The organism is Pseudomonas sp. 15A4 (assembly GCF_016925575.1).
In the GTDB taxonomy this organism is placed as follows: Bacteria; Pseudomonadota; Gammaproteobacteria; order Pseudomonadales; family Pseudomonadaceae; genus Aquipseudomonas.
On the sequence record NZ_CP068986.1, the window covers coordinates 3,897,000 to 3,915,869 of the forward strand.

General features: G+C 58.8%; 17 protein-coding genes. 13 read left to right on the top strand and 4 right to left on the bottom strand.

Annotation, left to right across the window (positions count from 1 at the left end; all coding sequences use genetic code 11):
* Positions 1 to 4: 4 nt before the first annotated feature.
* The gene (locus tag JN403_RS17200) at positions 5 to 400 is read right to left on the bottom strand and encodes a hypothetical protein (RefSeq protein WP_240356625.1); all 396 of its coding nucleotides are present in this window, start codon (positions 398 to 400) and stop codon (positions 5 to 7) included.
* A 187-nt stretch (positions 401 to 587) separates the two neighbouring features.
* A complete protein-coding gene (locus tag JN403_RS17205) occupies positions 588 to 1,112 on the bottom strand; it encodes a cyclophilin-like fold protein (protein ID WP_205483401.1) in 525 nt (174 codons plus the stop codon).
* Between the two features lie 572 nt (positions 1,113 to 1,684).
* On the opposite strand from JN403_RS17205, the gene JN403_RS17210 reads away from it, so the two are divergent.
* From JN403_RS17210 to JN403_RS17250, 9 genes are all read left to right on the top strand, one after another.
* Positions 1,685 to 2,899 (top strand): methyl-accepting chemotaxis protein, encoded by a 1,215-nt coding sequence (locus JN403_RS17210; protein ID WP_205483402.1) that lies wholly within the window; start codon positions 1,685 to 1,687, stop codon positions 2,897 to 2,899.
* Between the two features lie 9 nt (positions 2,900 to 2,908).
* The gene (locus JN403_RS17215) at positions 2,909 to 3,277 is read left to right on the top strand and encodes a response regulator (protein ID WP_122537040.1); all 369 of its coding nucleotides are present in this window, start codon (positions 2,909 to 2,911) and stop codon (positions 3,275 to 3,277) included.
* 23 nt (positions 3,278 to 3,300) lie between these two features.
* On the top strand, positions 3,301 to 3,588 hold the full coding sequence (locus tag JN403_RS17220; RefSeq protein WP_205483403.1) for an STAS domain-containing protein: 288 nt from the start codon (positions 3,301 to 3,303) through the stop codon (positions 3,586 to 3,588).
* A 71-nt stretch (positions 3,589 to 3,659) separates the two neighbouring features.
* Positions 3,660 to 5,717: a chemotaxis protein CheA gene (locus JN403_RS17225; protein WP_205483404.1), complete on the top strand. Its 2,058-nt coding sequence runs from the start codon at positions 3,660 to 3,662 to the stop codon at positions 5,715 to 5,717.
* Between the two features lie 29 nt (positions 5,718 to 5,746).
* Complete coding sequence (locus tag JN403_RS17230; RefSeq protein WP_205483405.1) at positions 5,747 to 7,405, top strand: methyl-accepting chemotaxis protein; 1,659 nt, start codon at positions 5,747 to 5,749, stop codon at positions 7,403 to 7,405.
* Between the two features lie 37 nt (positions 7,406 to 7,442).
* Positions 7,443 to 7,982, top strand: coding sequence for a chemotaxis protein CheW (locus JN403_RS17235; RefSeq protein ID WP_122625003.1), 540 nt, complete (start codon positions 7,443 to 7,445; stop codon positions 7,980 to 7,982).
* A 9-nt stretch (positions 7,983 to 7,991) separates the two neighbouring features.
* Positions 7,992 to 8,801, top strand: a complete 810-nt coding sequence (locus JN403_RS17240) for a CheR family methyltransferase (protein ID WP_205483407.1) — start codon at positions 7,992 to 7,994, stop codon at positions 8,799 to 8,801.
* A complete protein-coding gene (gene cheD / locus JN403_RS17245; protein ID WP_205483409.1) occupies positions 8,798 to 9,331 on the top strand; it encodes a chemoreceptor glutamine deamidase CheD in 534 nt (177 codons plus the stop codon). Before JN403_RS17240 ends, cheD begins: the two co-directional genes overlap by 4 nt.
* Entirely contained in the window at positions 9,294 to 10,376 is a 1,083-nt protein-coding gene (locus JN403_RS17250) for a chemotaxis response regulator protein-glutamate methylesterase (protein WP_205483411.1), read from the top strand. Before cheD ends, JN403_RS17250 begins: the two co-directional genes overlap by 38 nt.
* Before the next feature lie 41 nt (positions 10,377 to 10,417).
* Here JN403_RS17250 and JN403_RS17255 read toward each other — a convergent pair whose 3' ends face one another.
* On the bottom strand, positions 10,418 to 11,722 hold the full coding sequence (locus JN403_RS17255) for a site-specific integrase (protein ID WP_205483413.1): 1,305 nt from the start codon (positions 11,720 to 11,722) through the stop codon (positions 10,418 to 10,420).
* A gap of 1,410 nt (positions 11,723 to 13,132) precedes the next feature.
* Between JN403_RS17255 and JN403_RS17260 the strand changes: the two genes are divergently transcribed.
* From JN403_RS17260 to JN403_RS17275, 4 genes are all read left to right on the top strand, one after another.
* Entirely contained in the window at positions 13,133 to 13,831 is a 699-nt protein-coding gene (locus JN403_RS17260) for a hypothetical protein (protein WP_205483415.1), read from the top strand.
* A gap of 660 nt (positions 13,832 to 14,491) precedes the next feature.
* Positions 14,492 to 15,415, top strand: a complete 924-nt coding sequence (locus JN403_RS17265; protein ID WP_205483417.1) for a hypothetical protein — start codon at positions 14,492 to 14,494, stop codon at positions 15,413 to 15,415.
* Positions 15,416 to 15,589: 174 nt separating this feature from the next.
* Positions 15,590 to 18,064, top strand: coding sequence for a hypothetical protein (locus JN403_RS17270; RefSeq protein ID WP_205483419.1), 2,475 nt, complete (start codon positions 15,590 to 15,592; stop codon positions 18,062 to 18,064).
* Positions 18,065 to 18,096: 32 nt separating this feature from the next.
* Positions 18,097 to 18,570: a hypothetical protein gene (locus JN403_RS17275; RefSeq protein ID WP_205483421.1), complete on the top strand. Its 474-nt coding sequence runs from the start codon at positions 18,097 to 18,099 to the stop codon at positions 18,568 to 18,570.
* 17 nt (positions 18,571 to 18,587) lie between these two features.
* Here the strand turns inward: JN403_RS17275 and JN403_RS17280 are convergent, their stop codons facing one another.
* Positions 18,588 to 18,827: a hypothetical protein gene (locus tag JN403_RS17280; RefSeq protein WP_205483423.1), complete on the bottom strand. Its 240-nt coding sequence runs from the start codon at positions 18,825 to 18,827 to the stop codon at positions 18,588 to 18,590.
* Positions 18,828 to 18,870 lie beyond the last annotated feature (43 nt).

Sequence of the window (18,870 nt, forward strand, 5' to 3'; positions counted from 1 at the left end):
CTGATTAAAGGCAAGGCACCTTGCCGGCTTGAGCCACCGCAACGCCTCGACTGTCCAGCAGCGACACCTTGACCTCTGCATCCGCTCGGCTCTGTACCAATGTGTAGCGCTCATCGGCCGCAAATCCGTCGTAGTCCAGCGTTGCCGTGCAGCGACGATGACTGTTCTGATACCCGATCATCACAATCCCCAGTTCCATCGAATGCCTGCCTGGCGAAACAATGAAGCGATTCAAACTGTTGGCCTGATTTCCGTCGAGACGTCTTGCGATCATGTCGTCTCCTGCATGGGCCTCAATGTCGACGATGGACTTTCCAGGTTCAGCGCGCGGTGTTCCAGTGGTACAGCCGGCTATCGCCGCGACAGACAATAAGGCTGTCGCAAAAGTAAGTAATTTCATGGGGTGCCCGTTCATTAGTTGGTTAATGTCTTTAAATATTTAACGCGCACAACGCTTCGCCCGCGGCGCTCGACATGACGGCAGGCACAGTCACTCAAGAATCGCAACGTGAGTGCTTTGGTTATAAAACCGATATCCACCCGTGGGCCGTCAAAAAGCGCAGCCGTTTGAGCAAAATTGTCTGACGTTATTGTGTTGAAAAAGTGATGCGTACAGCATCGCTGCCAAAGACGCGGGCCAGTTCGGCGGAATTTTCGATGCGGCCCAAACGAGTGTACGAATAGGGCGATGAGAAAGTAGCGTAGAACGCGACCAGCGTGCGTGACCCGTACAGCATCAGATCGCCGCTGTGGATCGTGCCGGGGCGAATCGTACTTGTCGGCAGCGATGTCGGCAGTTCGGCGTGCTTCTCGTTGTTGTTCAGGTCAGGCATGTCGATGGAGAATGGGAGCAGGGCGGCAAATGCCCGTGCCGCTTGTGTATCCGCCAGGGTGATCGCGAAGCGCGTGTCGCGAACCGTCATCCAGATACGGGATTCCGGAAGCTGCGCGGTGGCTGACGTGGCCGCGGGAGCAGGGGCCACGGGGGTCGCAGGCGAGGCATTGCTTTCGCTCAACGCTGTCAGGCCCAACAGAAGTCCGAAGGCCCGCGTCAGTCCCCTTGCGCCCCCGACATGAGCTTGGGTGAAGAGGGCGAATCGTTTGTCGCGCATCCTGTGGGCACCTTATGCAGTGGGGTTATTCGGAGAAAGTTGATCAGCCGTGATGGAGTAAGTGGTCAGCGATCTCAATACTTTCGCGTCCAATCCCCATCGGATACCTGCTGTCACAACACTCTACGTCGAGGTATTGGCCTGAACCATACGGCTCTCCAGAATGCTTTCATGAACAAACTTCACCAATGCCGGAAAGTTGCAGGGCAGAGCGCGCCAGTTGCCCTGGGAGGCGCGTTTCAATCTCCAGACATTTATATAAGTCTTAATCAGGATGTGAACGACGGTCGATCTTTGCCGAGCCTCCATCCCATCATCCTGCCAATGCGATAGCAGGGAGCTCGGGCACTTTGCGCATCGTGCCGCAACAAAAAAGTCTAGGATTTTGCACGTTCGAATTACGCTCAATCGGGTCATCGTGGCCGGCGGTTACAAGCAGCGCAGGCATCTTCAGCGTCACGCGACGGTCATAAACCGGACGGAAGGCAGAGGGGAATGACTCAAGTTGTGACGCACTGGGCAGATAACCGTGATGTCAGTTACATACGCAAGTTTGTTCAAGGATCGAACCCATGACCCAGCGTCAATCCATTCGCATTGCCCCTTCTCTTCATCCGCGTGTTCTCTGGTTCGCTTTGATTCCGGTCGTGCCTGCCGTTGCATGGATACTCGCCCAGTCCACCTCTCTCCCTAACCTCATCGCGTGCGCGGCGCTGGTTCTGATCGGCCTCGGCGCAGGTGCCTGGAGTGCTGCTTCCCAGCGTGACGTGGTGCTGCGAGCCACGGCTCGGGCGCAGGCGGAGCAGTCAGAGGCGGACGCGGCGAGCAACGGCATGACCTCGGGCGTACAACTCAATGAGGTGTTGCTGGGCGCCATGCCGATCTGGGCCCGGCAGGTGGAAAGCTCTCGGTATCAGACCGAAGAAGCGATTGTGAATCTGACCAACCGTTTCATCGGCATCGCCGCGCGATTGCAGGAAACGGTTCAGGCGTCCCAGCGCGCTGCCGGCGAACTCGACGGGCAAACCGCAGACGGGGCGCTTGAAGTGCTGTCACTCAGCGAAAGCGATTTAAGCCAGGTGATCAATTCGCTCAAGGCCGCTCAGACCAGCCGTGACCAGACCCTGGCCCAGGTGCGCGGCCTCACGGCCTACACCGGCGAACTGCGCACCATGGCCGCGGACGTAGCGGCGATCGCCGCGCAAACAAACCTCCTGGCCCTCAACGCAGCCATTGAAGCAGCCCGTGCCGGTGAAGCCGGTCGCGGCTTTGCCGTGGTGGCCGACGCAGTGCGCAGCCTGTCGAGCAAATCCAGTGAAACTGGCCAGCAGATGTCGGCCAAGGTCGACATCATCAATAACGGCATCACGCAGTTGGTGCACGCCGCATCGAGCAGCGCCGATCAGGACAGCCAATCGGTGGCCGCGTCAGAAAACAGCATTCAAGTCGTGCTCGAGCGCTTCCATAACATCACCGGTCGCCTGGCCGAATCGGCGGACCTGCTCAAGCAGGAAAGCCGGGGCATTGGCGATGAGATGACGGAGGTGCTGGTCGACCTGCAATTCCAGGACCGTGTGAGCCAGATCCTCAGCCACGTGCGGGACAACATGGAAGATTTGCATGGCCACCTGCTCCAGGCGAACGAGACCCCGGACCAGGCGACGTCCCTTGATGCCCGCCAATGGCTGGCGCGCATGGACGCCACCTACGCCACTGACGAGCAGCGGCGCACCCATCGTGGCGAGACGCCCGTGCAGCAGAACTCTCAAGACATCACCTTCTTTTAGGAGCTCATCATGGCGAAGAATGTATTAGTGGTCGACGACTCCAGCAGCGTGCGGCAAGTGGTAGGCATTGCCTTGAAAAGCGCCGGTTACGACGTGATCGAGGCGTGCGACGGCAAGGATGCGCTGGGCAAGCTCACCGGGCAGAAAGTGCACCTGATCATCAGCGACGTGAACATGCCCAACATGGACGGCATCACCTTCGTCAAAGAGGTCAAGAAACTGGCGAGCTACAGGTTCACGCCGATCATCATGCTGACCACCGAATCCCAGGAATCGAAAAAGGCCGAGGGGCAGGCGGCGGGCGCCAAAGCGTGGGTGGTGAAGCCGTTTCAGCCCGCACAGATGCTGGCAGCCGTGTCGAAACTGATACTGCCCTGAATCCTTGCGCGGAGGAGGCTGCGATGCCGATCACCCTCGAAACACTCGACGACAGCACCTGCGTCAGCATTGACGGGGAGCTGACGATCTACACCGTCGCCGAGTTGGCGGGCGCGCTGTTGCCGCAGATGGGCGGCGCGCCACGCCTGATGCTGGACCTCTCGCAGGTCACAGAAATGGATGGCGCGGGGCTGCAGTTGCTCGCGGTCATCCAGCGTGAAGCCGAGAACGCTGGCACCGCCTTAAGTGTCACCGGCCAGAGCCTGGCGGTCACGCAGGCCCTTGAGCTGTGTCGCAAAGCGGCCTCATAGCCAGGCCGCCGCGCCAGCCACAGCCACAGCCACGTTCATTGCACGTTCATTGATAGACAAGGAAGGTTCAGGTGAGCATCAATCTCGACCAGGCATTGCAGACATTCATCGTCGAGGCCCACGAACTGTTGCAGGTCATGGAGCAATCCCTGCTGCAACTGGAAACTGAACCTGACGACCAGGATGCCATAGGTGCGATTTTTCGTGCCGCGCACACCATCAAGGGTTCGGCAGGCCTGTTCGGCCTGCACCCGGTGGTCAGCTTCACGCACATTGTCGAGGACGTACTCGACCGACTGCGCGATGGCAGTGTGGCAGTCGACTCTCGGCTGATCGCGGTGCTGCTCAAGTGCGGCGATCATATGCTGGAGCTGATCAACGTTGTCGCCAGTCGCGGAGAGACCCTTGAGCCAGCGGCCCTGGAGCGTGAAGCGGCGTTGCGCGAGGCGTTGAGCCGCTATCAGGCGGCGCACCCTGTCCCCGATGCCAGCGCTCAAAACACTAAAGAAGAGGGCGTTGATGGCGGCGCAGACACGTCCGCCGAGGTGCTCTGGCAGATCTCCCTGCGCTTCGGCGTGGACGTGTTTCGCAATGGGATGGACCCGCTGTCGTTCCTGCGCTACCTGGAAACCCTGGGGCAGATAACACAGGTCACGACCCTCACCGACACTATTCCGGCACTGGACAGCTGGGACCCGGAAAGCTGCTATCTGGGTTTCGAGATCGACCTGCGCTCGACGGCCAGCCACGCCACCCTCAACGAAGTGTTCGACTTTGTGCGGGACGACTGTGAGGTGCGCATCGAGGCGATCGACGAAGCGCCCCACAGCGCTGTGGCCATCGGCAGCGAGCTGGTTGCTCAGGCCGAGCAGGGCCCACTGACTGCTTCGGTGCAGCGTCTGCCGGCGGCCAGTGAGCCGAAAGCCAGGGACGGCAACTACGTGCGCGTCAATGCCGACAAGCTGGACGAACTGATCAACCTGGTTGGCGAACTGGTGATAGCGAGCGCGGGTGCCAGCCTGTTGGCCCGTTCCTGTCACAACGACCCGCTGCAAGAGGCGACGTCAACGGTATCGGGACTGGTGGAGGAGATCCTCGATGGCGCACTGCACCTGCGCATGATTCCCATCGGCGACACGTTCAACCGCTTCCGCCGGGTGGTGCGCGACATCAGTCAGGAGCTGGGCAAGGACATCGAGCTGAGCATCAGCGGTGCCGAAACCGAACTGGACAAGACTGTCGTCGAGAAAATCGGCGACCCGTTGATGCACCTGCTGCGCAACGCCATGGACCACGGCATCGAAAGCGCCGATGCCCGGCGCGCTGCCGGCAAGGCGGGGAAGGGCCATCTGAGCCTGAATGCCTACCACGACTCGGGGAGCATCGTCATTGAAATCGCCGACGACGGCAACGGACTCAACCGCGAACGAATCCTGGAGAAGGCTCAAGAGCGCGGACTGGTCGCCAGCGGTGCAGTGCTCTCCGATCAGGAGATCTACAACCTGATCTTCGAGCCGGGTTTCTCCACCGCCGAGGCGGTGACCAATCTGTCGGGCCGTGGCGTCGGCATGGACGTGGTCAAGCGCAACATCACGCTGCTGCGCGGCACCGTCGATCTGGACAGTCGCCCGGGGCAGGGCACCGTGGTGCGCATTCGTTTGCCCCTGACCCTGGCGATCATCAATGGGTTTCTGGTCGGCATCGATACATCCACCTACGTGATTCCGCTGGACATGGTTCAGGAATGCATCGAACTGGACGAACACCAGCGCCAGTCAAGCCGTGACAAGGGCTATCTGGACCTGCGTGGCGAGGTGCTGCCGCTGGTGGACCTGCGCGACCACTTCAGCCACGAAGGCAGCGCCGGCCGACGCCAGAATGTGGTGGTGGTGCGCTACGCCGAGCACAAGGCCGGGCTGGTCGTCGATGACCTGCACGGAGAGTTTCAGACCGTGATCAAACCGTTGGGCAAGTTGTTTAGCGCACTGCGCGGCATCAGCGGCTCGACCATATTGGGCAGTGGCGCGGTGGCCCTGATCCTCGACATACCGGCATTGCTCAATCAAATCGTACAACTGGAAGCCCGCACGACCCAGGCGCCTTATTCGCCGACCGTTGTCGCTCGCTGACGTATTTGCAACACCATGGAGGTTTCACGATGAAATGGTTCTACGATCTAAAGATTTCCACCAAATTGATCAGCTCATTCCTGGTGGTCCTGGCGCTCACTGCCGCAATGGGCGTCTTCGCCATTCATCAGCTAGGGGGCGTCAACCAGGCTGCTCAGGACATCCGGGGCAACTGGATGCCCTCCATGCGCGCAGCGGCAGGCATGCGTTTTTTTGCCGCCAGCTATCGCCTGAAAGAAAATCGCTCCATCGGTACCGATGTCGCCGAAGAGAAGGCCCAGGCCGAGCGGGAAGCCACCGAAGCCCGCCAGCAGTTTGAAACCCGCATGGGCACCTATGAGAATCTGCTCTCGAACGAGGAAGATCGTCAGCTCCTGGCGGCGGCGAAAGGCGCTTGGGCTACCTACCTCGCAACCAGCAATCAGCTGTTCGAACTGTCCCGGCAGAACCAGGAGGACCAGGCGCGCAGCTTGCTCAGGGGTGAGTCGAAGGTGCGTTTCGAAGACGTGACCAACCGCCTGCAGAAAATGGTCGAGCTCAATGACGCCGGGGCGACGGCTGCCGGTGACAAGGGCTCTGCGCTGTACGAAGGCGCCCGCTGGGCGATCATTGCGGCGCTGATCGCTGCGTTAGTGATCGGCCTGGGCCTGGCCGTGTTCATCGCGCGCATCATCTCGCGTCCGCTGAGACAAGCCGCCACCGCCGCCGAGCAATTGGCTGAAGGTAACCTCAGTACGCCTATCGAACCGGGGACGAAAGATGAAACCGGCATGGTGCTCAACGCCATGCGCAACATGGTCGGCAAGCTGGGACACATCATCGGCGAAGTGCGCAACGCCGCTGACAACCTGGCCAGCGCCTCCGAGCAGGTCAGCGCCACCGCGCAATCGATGAGCCAAGCGACCAGTGAACAGGCCGCCAGCGTTGAGGAAACCAGTGCCTCGATCGAGCAGATGAGCGCCAGCATCAACCAGAACACCGAAAACGCCAAAGTGACCGATGGCATGGCCAGCAAGGCCGCCAAGGAAGCCACCGAAGGTGGCGATTCGGTGCAGCAGACCGTCGTCGCGATGAAGAAAATCGCCCAGCGCATCAGCATCATCGATGATATCGCCTACCAGACCAACCTGCTGGCCCTCAACGCCGCTATCGAGGCCGCTCGGGCCGGTGAGCATGGCAAGGGTTTCGCGGTGGTCGCGGCCGAAGTGCGCAAGCTGGCCGAACGCAGCCAGGTCGCCGCCCAGGAAATCGGCGAGCTGTCTTCCAGCAGTGTCGACATGGCGGAAAAGGCCGGCAAGTTGCTCGGTGAGATGGTGCCGTCCATCAACAAGACCAGCGACCTGGTGCAGGAAATCAGCGCGGCCTCCGAGGAGCAGGCCGCCGGCGTCGCGCAGATCAATACGGCGATGACCCAGCTCAACCAGGTGACTCAGCAGAATGCGTCGAGCAGCGAGGAGCTGGCCGCCACCGCCGAAGAAATGAGCAGTCAGGCCGAACAGCTGCAACAGGCCATGAGTTTCTTCGTGCTTGATTCAACGCCACGGCCCGCCACTCAAAGCAGCAGCGCAGACAACGCCGGCAGCAAGCCGAGCCATCAGCCGCCACGGGTAAAACCGCAGCCGCCGCGCAAAGCGTTTGCGTACAGCATGGCCAGCGCCCCGGACGAATCGGAATTCACCCGCTTCTGATCACAAAGCATCGATGCGGGATTACAGGGAGAACGACATGGGCGCAGTGATGACCACTCGGCACACCGCGGTTGCGGTGGATGAGGACGCGCAGTACCTGACCTTCATGCTCGGCGGCGAAATGTTTGCCATCGGCATTCTGGGCATCAAGGAAATTATCGAATACGGCAGCCTGACCGTGGTGCCCATGATGCCTGCGTTTGTGCGCGGGGTGATCAATCTGCGCGGCGCGGTGGTGCCGGTGGTTGATCTGTCGGCGCGCTTCGGACGGGCCAATTCCGCAATCACCCGGCGCTCCTGCGTCATCATCATTGAGGCGAGCACCGACGAGGGGCAGGCGCAGGACATCGGTTTGCTGGTCGACACCGTGTCTGCGGTGCAGGAGATTCCGTCCACACAGATTGAGCCGCCGCCCAGCTTTGGCGCGCGTATTCGATCCGATTTCATCAGCGGCATGGCCAAGGTCGATGGCAAGTTCGTGATTGTGCTGGACGTGGACAACGTGCTGTCCATCGATGAGATGTCCAGCCTTGCCGAAGCCGGTCAGGCGCCGGCCCTTGATCTCGACCCACGTTGAGGCCCGAACATGGCAGACACCGCTACCATTGATGATCGTGAGTTCGGTCAGTTCCAGAGCTGGCTGTATCGCGCGGCCGGCATCAACCTGTCGCCCGCCAAGAAAGCACTCGTGGCAGGGCGCCTGTTCAAGCGCCTCAAGCATTACGAACTGCAGAGCTATGGCGAGTACTTCAAGCTGATCATGAAGGACGAACGCAAGGGCGAACTGCAGGTTGCCCTTGATTTGCTGACCACCAACGAGACCTATTTCTTTCGCGAGCCCAAGCACTTCGACTTCCTGCGTCAACAGGTGCTGCCCAAAGCCGCGCCGGGCAAGGTGTTTCGGGTATGGAGTGCGGCCAGTTCCTCAGGTGAAGAGCCCTACAGCCTGGCGATGACCCTGGCCGAAGGCCTGGGGACCACGCCCTGGGAAGTGGTCGGCTCGGACATCAGCACCCAAGTGCTGGCAAAAGCGCGCAGCGGCCACTACGCCATGGGCCGTGCCGAGACGTTGCCTCAGCCGCTGCTGGTCAAGTACTGCCTGAAAGGCATCGGTCGCCAGGAGGGCACCTTTCTGGTCGACAAGGCATTGCGCAGCCGCGTCAATTTTGTCCAGGTCAACCTCAACGAAGCGCTGCCCGCCCTGGGTGAGTTCGAGGTGATCTTCTTGCGCAATGTGATGATTTATTTCGACCAGCCAACCAAGACCCAGGTCGTCGCACGCATGCTGCCGCTGCTTAAACCGGGCGGCTACTTGATCATCAGTCACTCGGAAAGCCTCAACGGTGTTAACGACACCTTGAAGCTGGTGGCGCCCTCGATTTATCGCAAGCCATGAAAATGCCTGTCGGCGCCGCCGAAGTGGTATTGGCCCCGGGCCAGGTCAGTTTCGCGACGCGTCCGACGCGCTTGCGCACGCTGCTCGGTTCCTGCGTGGCGATCACCTTCTGGCATCCTCAGCGGCTGATCGGCGGCATGTGTCACTTCATGCTGCCAGGACGCCTGCGTCACGATCAGCCGCTGGACGGCCGATATGGCGACGAGGCGCTGGAGTTGCTGCTCAGACACGCCCTTATCAACGGTACTCAGGTTCAGGATTACCAGATCAAGCTGTTCGGCGGCGGCAGGATGTTTCCCGATCAGCCGCGCGACCTGCGCACGCAAGATGTGGCCAGCCTGAATATTCGCGCAGCGCTGGACCTGGCCGAGCGTTACCACCTGCACCTGACAGCTCAGGACATGGGCAGCACCGGTCACCGCACGATCATGTTCGACCTGTGGAACGGCAACGTCTGGGTTCGGCACCAACCAATGGGAACACTTCAACACGATGCCTACCAAAAAAATCAGCGTTCTGCTGGTCGATGACTCGGCCGTGGTGCGCCAGGTGCTGATGGCCATCCTCAGCGACACACCCGACATCCATGTCATGGGCGCGGCGTCCGACCCGATCTTCGCCATGGACAAGCTCGCCCGGGAATGGCCCGACGTGATCGTGCTGGACGTGGAAATGCCACGGATGGACGGGATCACCTTTCTAAAGAAAATCATGAGCGAGCGGCCGACGCCAGTGGTGATCTGCTCCTCGCTGACTCAGAAAGGCGCTGAAACCTCTCTGCAAGCGCTGTCGGCAGGGGCTGTGGAAATCATCACCAAGCCCACGACCGGATTGAAGAATTTCCTGATCGAATCGGCAGCAGAGCTCGTTGCAGCGATACGTGCTGCTGCACATTCCAACGTCAGAAACCTGGGAAAGCGCAGCGCCAGCCCGGCGCCGTTAGCCGCGCCGACAGGCAAGCTGACTGCCGATGCCATCCTCCCGGCCGCCAGTGGCCACGCCATGGCACAGACCACCGAACGCATCGTCGCCATCGGCACCTCCACCGGCGGAACCCAGGCGCTGGAAGCCGTGCTCAAGGCTCTGCCAAGGGTCTGCCCGGGCATTGTGATCGTGCAGCACATGCCCGAGAAGTTCACGGCCTCCTTTGCCGAGCGGCTCAACAGCATCTGTGCGATCGAGGTGCGCGAAGCACATAACAACGACCGCATCCTGCCCGGCCTGGCGCTGATAGCCCCCGGTGGCAAGCATCTGATGGTCACCCGCAGTGGCGCTTATTATCACGCCCAAGTGATCGACGGGCCGCAGGTGAATCGCCATCGACCTTCAGTGGATGTGCTGTTTCGGTCGGTGGCCAAGTTCGCCGGCAAGAACGCCACCGGGATTATCATGACCGGCATGGGCGACGACGGCGCGCGCGGTCTCAAGGAGATGCTCGACGCCGGCGCCGCCACCGTAGCCCAGGATGAGGCGAGCTGCGTCGTGTTCGGCATGCCCAAGGAGGCCATCAAGCTCAACGCTGCCCAGCGGATCATGCCGCTGGAGCATATTCATCAGGCGATAATGAACGGCTAGCCTGGCCGCCGGCCTTCAGCTTACGGCCAGGCAATGACCAATCACGATCGCTCTTTCATGGGCAGACGCTTGACCGAGTACGCCCGCTTTTCGTCCTCGGAGTTGTAGTAGACGTTCTGCGTCGTGCTGAGGCTGTTATGGCGCAGATCGACTTGCAGATCCTTCATGTCGCGGTGCGGCGCGTCGAAGGTCGCCGAGGTGTGCCGCAGCCAGTGCAAGGATGCCGCGCGCAGGCGGCCGACGTCTTCATCGGGCCAATGCTCGGCTTGCATGCGCTGCAACGCGCGATCAAACACCTCCTGCAGCAGCACGCGGATATGCCGGTCCGACAGCCCGGCGCGACCGCGCTGAGTGGCGATCAGCGGCGTGCTTTCACGGAAGCCGGGCAGGGGAGACAGCCCCTGATGCAGGCGCCAGCGCTTGAGGTAGTTTTCGACATAATCGTCGCGCACGCTGATTTTGCCGGCTTTATTGCCTTTGCCCACCACGTGGTACCACCAGTTGCCGGCGCTGTCCTTGCGTAGATCGCCCATGGTCGGTTTCCAGTTGTCGCGGCCCACCAGATCGGACACCCGCAGGTACATGGCAAAGATCGTCGCCACGATAAACAGCGTGCGCTCGTACTTGGTGTCTTCGGCGGCCAGCAACTCGGCGGTCTCCAGCACGAAATCCCACTGCAGCGAGGTCAGGATGCGCGTGTCCTGATTATCGGTGTTGCGCTCCTTGTATTTGCTCTTTTGCTTCACCGCGCGAAACGGGTTCTGCTCGCAGAAACCTTCGTCGATCGCGTGCTGGAAAAAACTGCCGCATACGGCGAAGATCTGCGCGATAGAGCCTTGGGCCAGCCTGTAGGTGTCTTGAAGGGCGGGCCGGTTCTCTTCCTGCGCGCGCTTGCGTTCTTCCTTGGCGACGGTCTGACTGAACGGCCGCCAGTCGGGGTTGAGCATGTACGTGTCCGTCGCGGTTTTCTTGTGTGCACCCAGGCGGGTGAAGCGGGATTTGACCACCGGACCGACCCAGGCGGGGTCAGGCGCCAGGCAAAATTCCATGAAGCTCTCGGCCTGGGTGCGGCGCATGGCGAGGAGGGGCGTTCTGGATTTGAGCAGGGTCCAGAGCAGCAATCGCTCGACGTGGGTGCGGTAGGAATTAAACGTGGATTCATTGCCGGCGTAGGATTTGAGAAAGCTGCGCACGGCGCGGTAGCCTTCGATGGCCTGAGTCTCGGCGGGGAACTGCTCGAGGTATTCACGGATCGCGGGAAGCTCTTCCTTTAAGGAGCTGAAGTTGAGCTCGCCAAACTTCGCGTAGGTTTCGAACAAGGGATGAGGTGACGAGGGCGCGGGCATGGGAATTCCCTTGATGGCAACGCGGAAGGTGCCGGCATGATCATGCAGGACAGGCCCAGATGCAATATCCGGGTCTGACAGTTATCGGATATTGCATTCGTGGGTTGGGGTGTGTTAGCGGGGTTGCCTGGATCTATCGATGGGTTTGGTGGACTGGTCTGGGGCTTACACGCTAATTCGGGCGATATCTTTGCTCGGGCGGCCTGTGCCACTGCGCGCTTGGGCGAGTTTTAGCCCATAAGCATGGCGATTTTGAGGATTATCAGCCGGTGTTACGAATGCGCCGATGCTCTGCAGGGCTTGATCTACGTGGGTTTCAGGGCAACTTCGGCGTTGGCGACCCCTTGAAGAGCATTGGGGATTTGCCAGTTACCGGGGTTGGGTGGCTGAACACTGGAGGCGTCCTGGTTCAGACCTCGGGCGGCTGCATCTGGTGCGGGGTTCCAGGCACTGGTTTCCAAGGGCTGCTGTTCAAGATTCTGCGGATGAGCTTTAAGTGTCGTTGACATGCAGTCGTAGGTATTGAGATCCGCGCCGCGTGACATGGGATCAGTGGTGCGTGCGTTGGCGCCGCTTAGAGATCGACGCGTGCTGGATGCGCGCACTCGGCCGCATGTTGCTCAAAGCGGATTCAAACGCGTCGTTAACTTTGCGCGGTGTGGTGTGGTGTGCAGGCGAGGCTTGATCACAGTTGTTGGATCAGCAAGCTTGGAGCAAGCGGTGAGCCGCCAGCATTCAAGACGAGCCTTGATGTCAGCATGGCGCATGGCGTCATAAAGACAGGGTCAATGAGATCGACAGCCATAGCATTCAATTCTCGCTCATGCCGCCCCAGCAACGTAATACCCTGTTACGCATAATGTATATTATGTTAAATTATGTGTCAGCGTGTCGATTCTTTGTATGTCAGCGTTTCGTAATTCCTGGACTAAAATTTTTTAACCTTGGACGCTTCATTCGAAAGAAATTTCAAGGGCTTACCCTCGTCTGTCCAATTTGTGCGTCTCTGGATCGTTTTTCTGATTCCGGACGCTTCGTTTGATGAAGCCTGCGATGCTAGTCGATCCTTATCAGACACCATACTCCTTTTAAGATCTGTCAAGCGCCCTCTCATCGGCAACACATCAGCTCCCCCAAATCCAATCCAAACCCAATCTCGTCGGCTAGAAAATCCATACGGATCTCCGCGGCCGATTCCAAAACCATAACCATCACGACCAGCCAGTTTTGACCAACCAGCCGCGAACGAACACACACACAACCGACCCAGCGCCACGAAGTGCGAAATCCAACACCACAGCTCACCGCGGCAATCCCGTTAAGCCGGCCAAATCCTCCCGCTGAACTACGCTGAACCCGAGACCCATCCGAGCCATAAATCCTGAACCTGCGGAACCTCCTGAATCGCCCATGACACAGACGTTGAACCCGTTCCCCATTTTCCCGACGATGTCGGTGTTCGTGCGCTGCATAAACGAAGGCTTGGATTTCCCGGCCAACATCCATGTCCTGCATCGCCTATCCCAAGTGGATCAATCCAGTCGCCCAGTCGAAATGTGCCGTCACGCGGCGGACTTCATCCTGGAGTCTATGCAAACCAGACAAAACCCTTGGGCTGGCCGATACCTCGATTACACGGCCGTGCTCCAGACTGCGCTCAACTGGAGCTTCCTCGTAGACCGGCAGCCCATTAGCGACTGGGATCAGGACACCTTCACGCGCTTTTTGCACTTTATTAAGCTGCCGGACGCTAACTGGATCACCTCACATGCCGCCGGCGACCGATTCCAGTCTCAGGGTCAGCCAGTGCTCATCGAGCAGCCCATAAACCCCAAATGGCGCCCGTGCGTACGGGCCGATCGCGAAACCACAATTGTCAGCACCGTGATGCGCCAGGTTCATCGCATTACCTACCGTTTCCTGGTCTATTTAGCGCGCATCGGCATCCGAAACCAACCTGCGCCTGTCATTAGCAACATGCCTGAAACCCCACCAGATAAAGGCCTGCAAACGGCAAACTTGTCCTCTCAAGAGATGGATTGGCTATTCGCACACCTCGAAAATCAGAATGGGCTGAGCTCTTCACGGGGTCGGGGCATCAATGATTGAGCGTGTAGCTCGTGGAAATCGCATGATGCGGTCTCAGCGGAAGGAATTGCCACCACTCCCCTGCCCTCTAATCGCTGCGGAGCGCCTGCGCGCAACGCAAGCACGACCCAGCAGGATCAGGTGCGACCAGCGATGTTGGAGAAGACACTGGGAAGCCTTGAAGGCCGTGTGATCGTCATCCCGCCAGTGCTGCTGGATTGACCACAGAGAAGTCTCAGCCGGTCAGGGGTTTATCTGCCGGCTGCATATAAGAATGGCGCGACCAACCCTAACTGCGCTGGTGGTGCTGTCGAGCCCAAAGGTCGCTGGGTGTGCGGCCGCTATCGCTCACGGTACTATTGTGACGCACCAGAGCGGCCTTTAGCAGCGTTCGAACCTGCTGAATTTCGAGCGCCATGTGATAGTGGTGCCCACTATGATGGTCAGACCAACTCAATGGTAAACGCCCGTTGAGTGACGCAAAGATACGCTCCACCTGACCTCCTTTCTGGTGCCGAATGGAGGGCTGCAAACTCACATACAACCGCTTACCCATCTCCTTCAGTGAATCGTTCATGTCTCCCCTACCTGGCGTTCTTAGCGTGTGTCGCCAATTGAGCATGGGGGGATCGCGCGCTTGCGTAACCAGCCACCACCGCCCCTATCCACGATAGTGGCGAGATGATACCTTCCGGCCTCAGTTCGCCATCCGACCCAGCGGTTAAAGTGCTTTTGACCTATCGTCCCGTCTTGCTTCTCAACGCTGCACTGTCTTTCGCGCTGTCCAGCGCGTTTGCCAGTGGCGCCGAAGTGTGCCCGTCCCGTCATCCGATCGCGCATCAACTGTTCGCGTCAACGGCATCCTCCGGTGCGGTAGATGCCGGCCAATTCCTCGAGCAACATGTGGCCAGTGCGGTAGTTTTCTGCACGCCGCAGCAAGATGGGGCGAAGGCGGCAGGCCCAGCTTTAAAGCCAGAAGCGCAGCCAGAATCGGATGGCTATGGCTATACAGGTGTCGTTCGTGCAATTGCCATTCTGCTGGATGCATTGGCAAAAATTTTGGCTAGCGTCGCATGGCCGATCGCAGCAGTTGTAGTCGCCTACTATTTCAAAAAAGAGATCGCCTCGCTGCTAGGTCGACTAAAGCGGTTGAAAGCAGGCAATTCCGAGGCAGAGTTCGGGGAGTTGCTGCGTGAAGCTGTAGCCACCGCCGATCCCGCCATCAATCCCGATGCGCCAGATGAACCGGTCAAACCTGCCGATGCTGAAGAGGCCGCTATTCACCCGCGAGGGAGTGTGATAAGTGCCTGGATCAAGGTCGAAAACGCTCTGTTCAGGCTTTACAGGCTCTGCGGCCCTCTAATGCCTGAGACAAAGTGGGCTCACAAAGGGTTGCGCCCGAGCGATCTCATCATGCTCAGTGAGCTGGTGAAGATTGGTGTCTTACCATCGTCACTCAATCAGACCTATAAAACATTGCGCATGATGCGAGCGAAAGCCGCTCACGAAGAAGAGTTTGAAGCGTCACCGGAAGATGTCGTTGGCTTCACGAATCTTGCGCAGCAGCTTGTGACAACATTTGACGAAGCGGGAAGAAGAGCCTAACTCCCCTGCAATCTCGGTCATGCGCCGCCCTTGACTCCATGAGCCCAAACCTGGCGGCAGTTTCTTATCACGACCTCAAGTTTTTGAGTGCTGGATTGTGTAAATCCACTTCCCACTACGCATGCCCTCAAATGATCGATAAGATGAGCAGCATCTCATTTGCGCGAACCAGGTATGGCACGGCCTCCAAGGACTAAGGCAGCAAAAGCTCCCGCTTCGAAATCTGAAATCCGGCAGAAACAGGTCGCGAGTCCTATTTCTACTGGCGGGCGGGGCATTACCTTTGAACACCGTGTTCAAGCAGTGCGGCTGCTTGCGATGTGCCTTGGCGACAACTGCGCAGGGCTGCGTGAGGGTTTCGTCATTGGCGGCTTGCTGTTCCAAGCCAGGTTGTTTGGACACAATACTGACGACTTGGTTATTAATGCAATTTCACCAAGCACGGGCCAGAAAGCAACGATCAGGATGCAGATGAAGCGCTCGCCCAGGGCGATCATCAGCAACGAGGCGTTCAAAGAAGCTATAGGTCTAGCTTGGCTCGATTTCAAAGCGCCCGCATTCCAGCGGGGCATCGACGATAGTCTTATCGTTTATCACGTAGCCAGCTCTTCGCACATGGATAGCGCTGTCGAAGTCGTACGACTCGCGTTCGGTTCGCTTTCACCCGACACTTGGTATACCCGAGTGCACGCTGAGGGCGCCAGCAATGAGCGCAGCAGAGCGGCGTATGCGGCCATCAAGGCGGCGGCCGAATACTACAACAAAGCACCGGTTGCCGGCGAAGACCTGCGACAGTTTGCGCTGCATCTTAAGTTCATCCCTCAAGATCTCGATTCGGATCGTAGCCAAGAGGTTGGATACCAGAGGCAATTTATTGAGCACGCGTTACCCCATAAGGACAGCGGCGCTGTGTGGGCGAAGTTGGTTGCTGTTTGTTCTGAGCTCAATGGCACCGGCGCGGAAATCGACCTGAGCTCCCTGCCCTTGCATCTTGATGGGCTGGCCCAGGAATTCAGCACCGCGCGGCTCATGCGTGAAGCTGTCCGAGACTTGAATCTGGGCGGCGTAAACATCAGTCAAGAACGTAAGAATCAGCTTGCACCGCTTGCGGACTACTTGGCCCCCCTTTTCTCCGGCAGTGCCCGTACCAGCCGAACGCTGCTCGCTGATGAGCTCCCGACGGTCAGTCAGACGTCGGAGAGCACCCTCGCCTCCCGCCAGCTCGACCGTGTCAGCAAATTGCACAACGATCATCGTTACCTTGATGCGCTGGCGCAGTTGGAGCTCATCGAAGAGGATCTCACTACATTTGATGACCACCAAAAGGCCCGGTGGTACTTCCTAAGGGGGATGTGTTTCTGGCATTTAGCTGATGACGATAAAGCCTCGGCAGATCTTGAGATGGCCGCCAGTCTCTATCAGGACGATGAGCGCATCGTTGCTGGGCACGTACGGGCCTACATGCTCAAGGACGATGTGCAGTCCGCGATTGAGGTTGGACAGGCGGCAATCGTGCGCTTTCCGGAGTCCTACTCTGTCTGGGTTGCGCTGACCAACGCAAGGCTTCTGAACAAGGAGCAACTGGCAATTGAAGATCTGCCTGAGGCATTTCGTGACAAGTCTGGGGCTTGGCAGATGCTGGCCAGTTCCATGGCTGGAGCTGGTGATGATGAAGGTGCTATCGCCACTATTCTGAAGGCGATGGAGCAATCTGACAGCTCGATCTTCATACTCGAAAGCTATCTACGGTTCGTCCTTAGATTGGCGACAGACAACCCTTTCCATGTGAACACCCGATCGCAACCCTCAGATCGGCGTGAGCTCATCCTCGACGCTATATCGAGGTTCGACGATCGCGAGGGAGTGCTCTGGGCTGAGCAGAGTCCCAGGACAAAGACTGAAGTCGTCTTTCACCTTGCGTATGCGTACCTGTTGGTAGGACAGCCAGCTGAAGCGCTGAGCATGATCGAAGCTGGCAGACAGCGTGGTGTGACTGAGGACGGGCTTACGGTGCGAGTGGAGCTGGAGGCGCTCTGCGATCTTCAACGCCACGCTGAGGCGGTAGCTAGAGTCGCAGATCGGATCGACCAGCTTCCGGACGATGCAAGAGTGATTTTCGCGCAGGCATGCTTGATCGCGAATAACGTGGACATGCTCACCGCGGCTTACAACGCCCAGCTCAGTCAGCCTGAGACGGACGACTCCCGCAGAGCGATTCGCATCCTCCGGCATATGCACTGGGAGCTGCTGCTACGCAACGACCAGCATGGGGTGATTCGTGGTGAGCTGACACAGCTGGGCATCACCCCCAGACGTGCACTATTTCGGACGGGGTATTTGCAGCACGCGCTTACGCCAACGATGAGGCACTGCGGCTTGCATATGAAAGTCGCGTTGCCCAACTTGCGCCTCAAAACAACGATCTTCTGGATCTGTCCATCGCATCGCAGTGGATGCTGTACGCACGGCGGTACGATGACGCGATCGCCATGCTTGAGCGCATTCTCCCGCTCGACTCCTTTAGCCCGATGCATGTGGATTTGCTCCACTGCTATGCGTTCAGGGATCAACGAGCAAAGGTTCGAGACCTTTTGGAGTCTTTACCGAGTGAATGGCGACACTCTGCAGATGCCCGCCATGTGGCATTGAGTGTGTATGGTGAGGCCGGCGACTGGTCAAAGATGCGCGAGATCGCCGAGTTGCTCGTTGATGAAAGCCCGACCGATGCTGCCGGCTGGCTCTTGTTCATCCAGGTTCTGGCAAACGAAAATCCAGGCTTAATGGAGGATTACGTCGCCAAGCTACCAGTATCGCTCAGCGGTACCGCTTCAGAGCTGTTGAAGCTTGCCAACGTTGAGCTGAGCCTAGGGCTGCTGGAATCCGGTCTCGACCGCGTTTACCGAACCATGCGGTTGCATAGCGGTGATGTTGATGCCGCAGCTGGCCACGTATCTCTCATGGTCATGGCGACGAATACAAGTGAGGGTATTCAAGCACTCCCCCTTTTATTGCGATCGGCACCTCTGCGGAGCTCGAAGACAGCGTTGGCAAGACCGGTTACCTCTCGATCGACTTCAACTCAGAGCTACCACCAGCGGCGTCGGGTGAGTTCATCACCGCGGATTCATCGCGGGCATCTTCGCTGCTTGGTCTGAAAGTCGGTGATACGACGTCAGTTAGCAGCGTAGTGGGTGAACAAACGCTTAGGGTGAAGCGCATTGTTACTATCCACCGGCGCCTGCTTGACCTCTCTTACGAGCGGATCTCGAATTCTGTCGTTCCGAGCAAGACGCTTGTAGCGATGACCATCCCAACCCGAGAAAACGGCGATTTGGATGTTTCTTTCTTCGTCGACCAGATTGAGCAAAAGAAGGCTCAGAGCCTCAGTACCATCAGCTTGTACGACCAGCACCAGGCCACCTTGGGTCTCCTGGCTCGCTTGCTGGGTGTAGATG

Bases quoted from the DNA above. Each gene is read 5' to 3' on its own strand.
- JN403_RS17200 (WP_240356625.1), bottom strand. From the start codon at position 400: ATGAAATTACTTACTTTTGCGACAGCCTTATTGTCTGTCGCGGCGATA.
- JN403_RS17205 (WP_205483401.1), bottom strand. From the start codon at position 1,112: ATGCGCGACAAACGATTCGCCCTCTTCACCCAAGCTCATGTCGGGGGC.
- JN403_RS17210 (WP_205483402.1), top strand. From the start codon at position 1,685: ATGACCCAGCGTCAATCCATTCGCATTGCCCCTTCTCTTCATCCGCGT.
- JN403_RS17215 (WP_122537040.1), top strand. From the start codon at position 2,909: ATGGCGAAGAATGTATTAGTGGTCGACGACTCCAGCAGCGTGCGGCAA.
- JN403_RS17220 (WP_205483403.1), top strand. From the start codon at position 3,301: ATGCCGATCACCCTCGAAACACTCGACGACAGCACCTGCGTCAGCATT.
- JN403_RS17230 (WP_205483405.1), top strand. From the start codon at position 5,747: ATGAAATGGTTCTACGATCTAAAGATTTCCACCAAATTGATCAGCTCA.
- JN403_RS17235 (WP_122625003.1), top strand. From the start codon at position 7,443: ATGGGCGCAGTGATGACCACTCGGCACACCGCGGTTGCGGTGGATGAG.
- JN403_RS17240 (WP_205483407.1), top strand. From the start codon at position 7,992: ATGGCAGACACCGCTACCATTGATGATCGTGAGTTCGGTCAGTTCCAG.
- cheD (WP_205483409.1), top strand. From the start codon at position 8,798: ATGAAAATGCCTGTCGGCGCCGCCGAAGTGGTATTGGCCCCGGGCCAG.
- JN403_RS17250 (WP_205483411.1), top strand. From the start codon at position 9,294: ATGCCTACCAAAAAAATCAGCGTTCTGCTGGTCGATGACTCGGCCGTG.
- JN403_RS17255 (WP_205483413.1), bottom strand. From the start codon at position 11,722: ATGCCCGCGCCCTCGTCACCTCATCCCTTGTTCGAAACCTACGCGAAG.
- JN403_RS17260 (WP_205483415.1), top strand. From the start codon at position 13,133: ATGACACAGACGTTGAACCCGTTCCCCATTTTCCCGACGATGTCGGTG.
- JN403_RS17265 (WP_205483417.1), top strand. From the start codon at position 14,492: ATGATACCTTCCGGCCTCAGTTCGCCATCCGACCCAGCGGTTAAAGTG.
- JN403_RS17270 (WP_205483419.1), top strand. From the start codon at position 15,590: ATGGCACGGCCTCCAAGGACTAAGGCAGCAAAAGCTCCCGCTTCGAAA.
- JN403_RS17275 (WP_205483421.1), top strand. From the start codon at position 18,097: ATGCGCGAGATCGCCGAGTTGCTCGTTGATGAAAGCCCGACCGATGCT.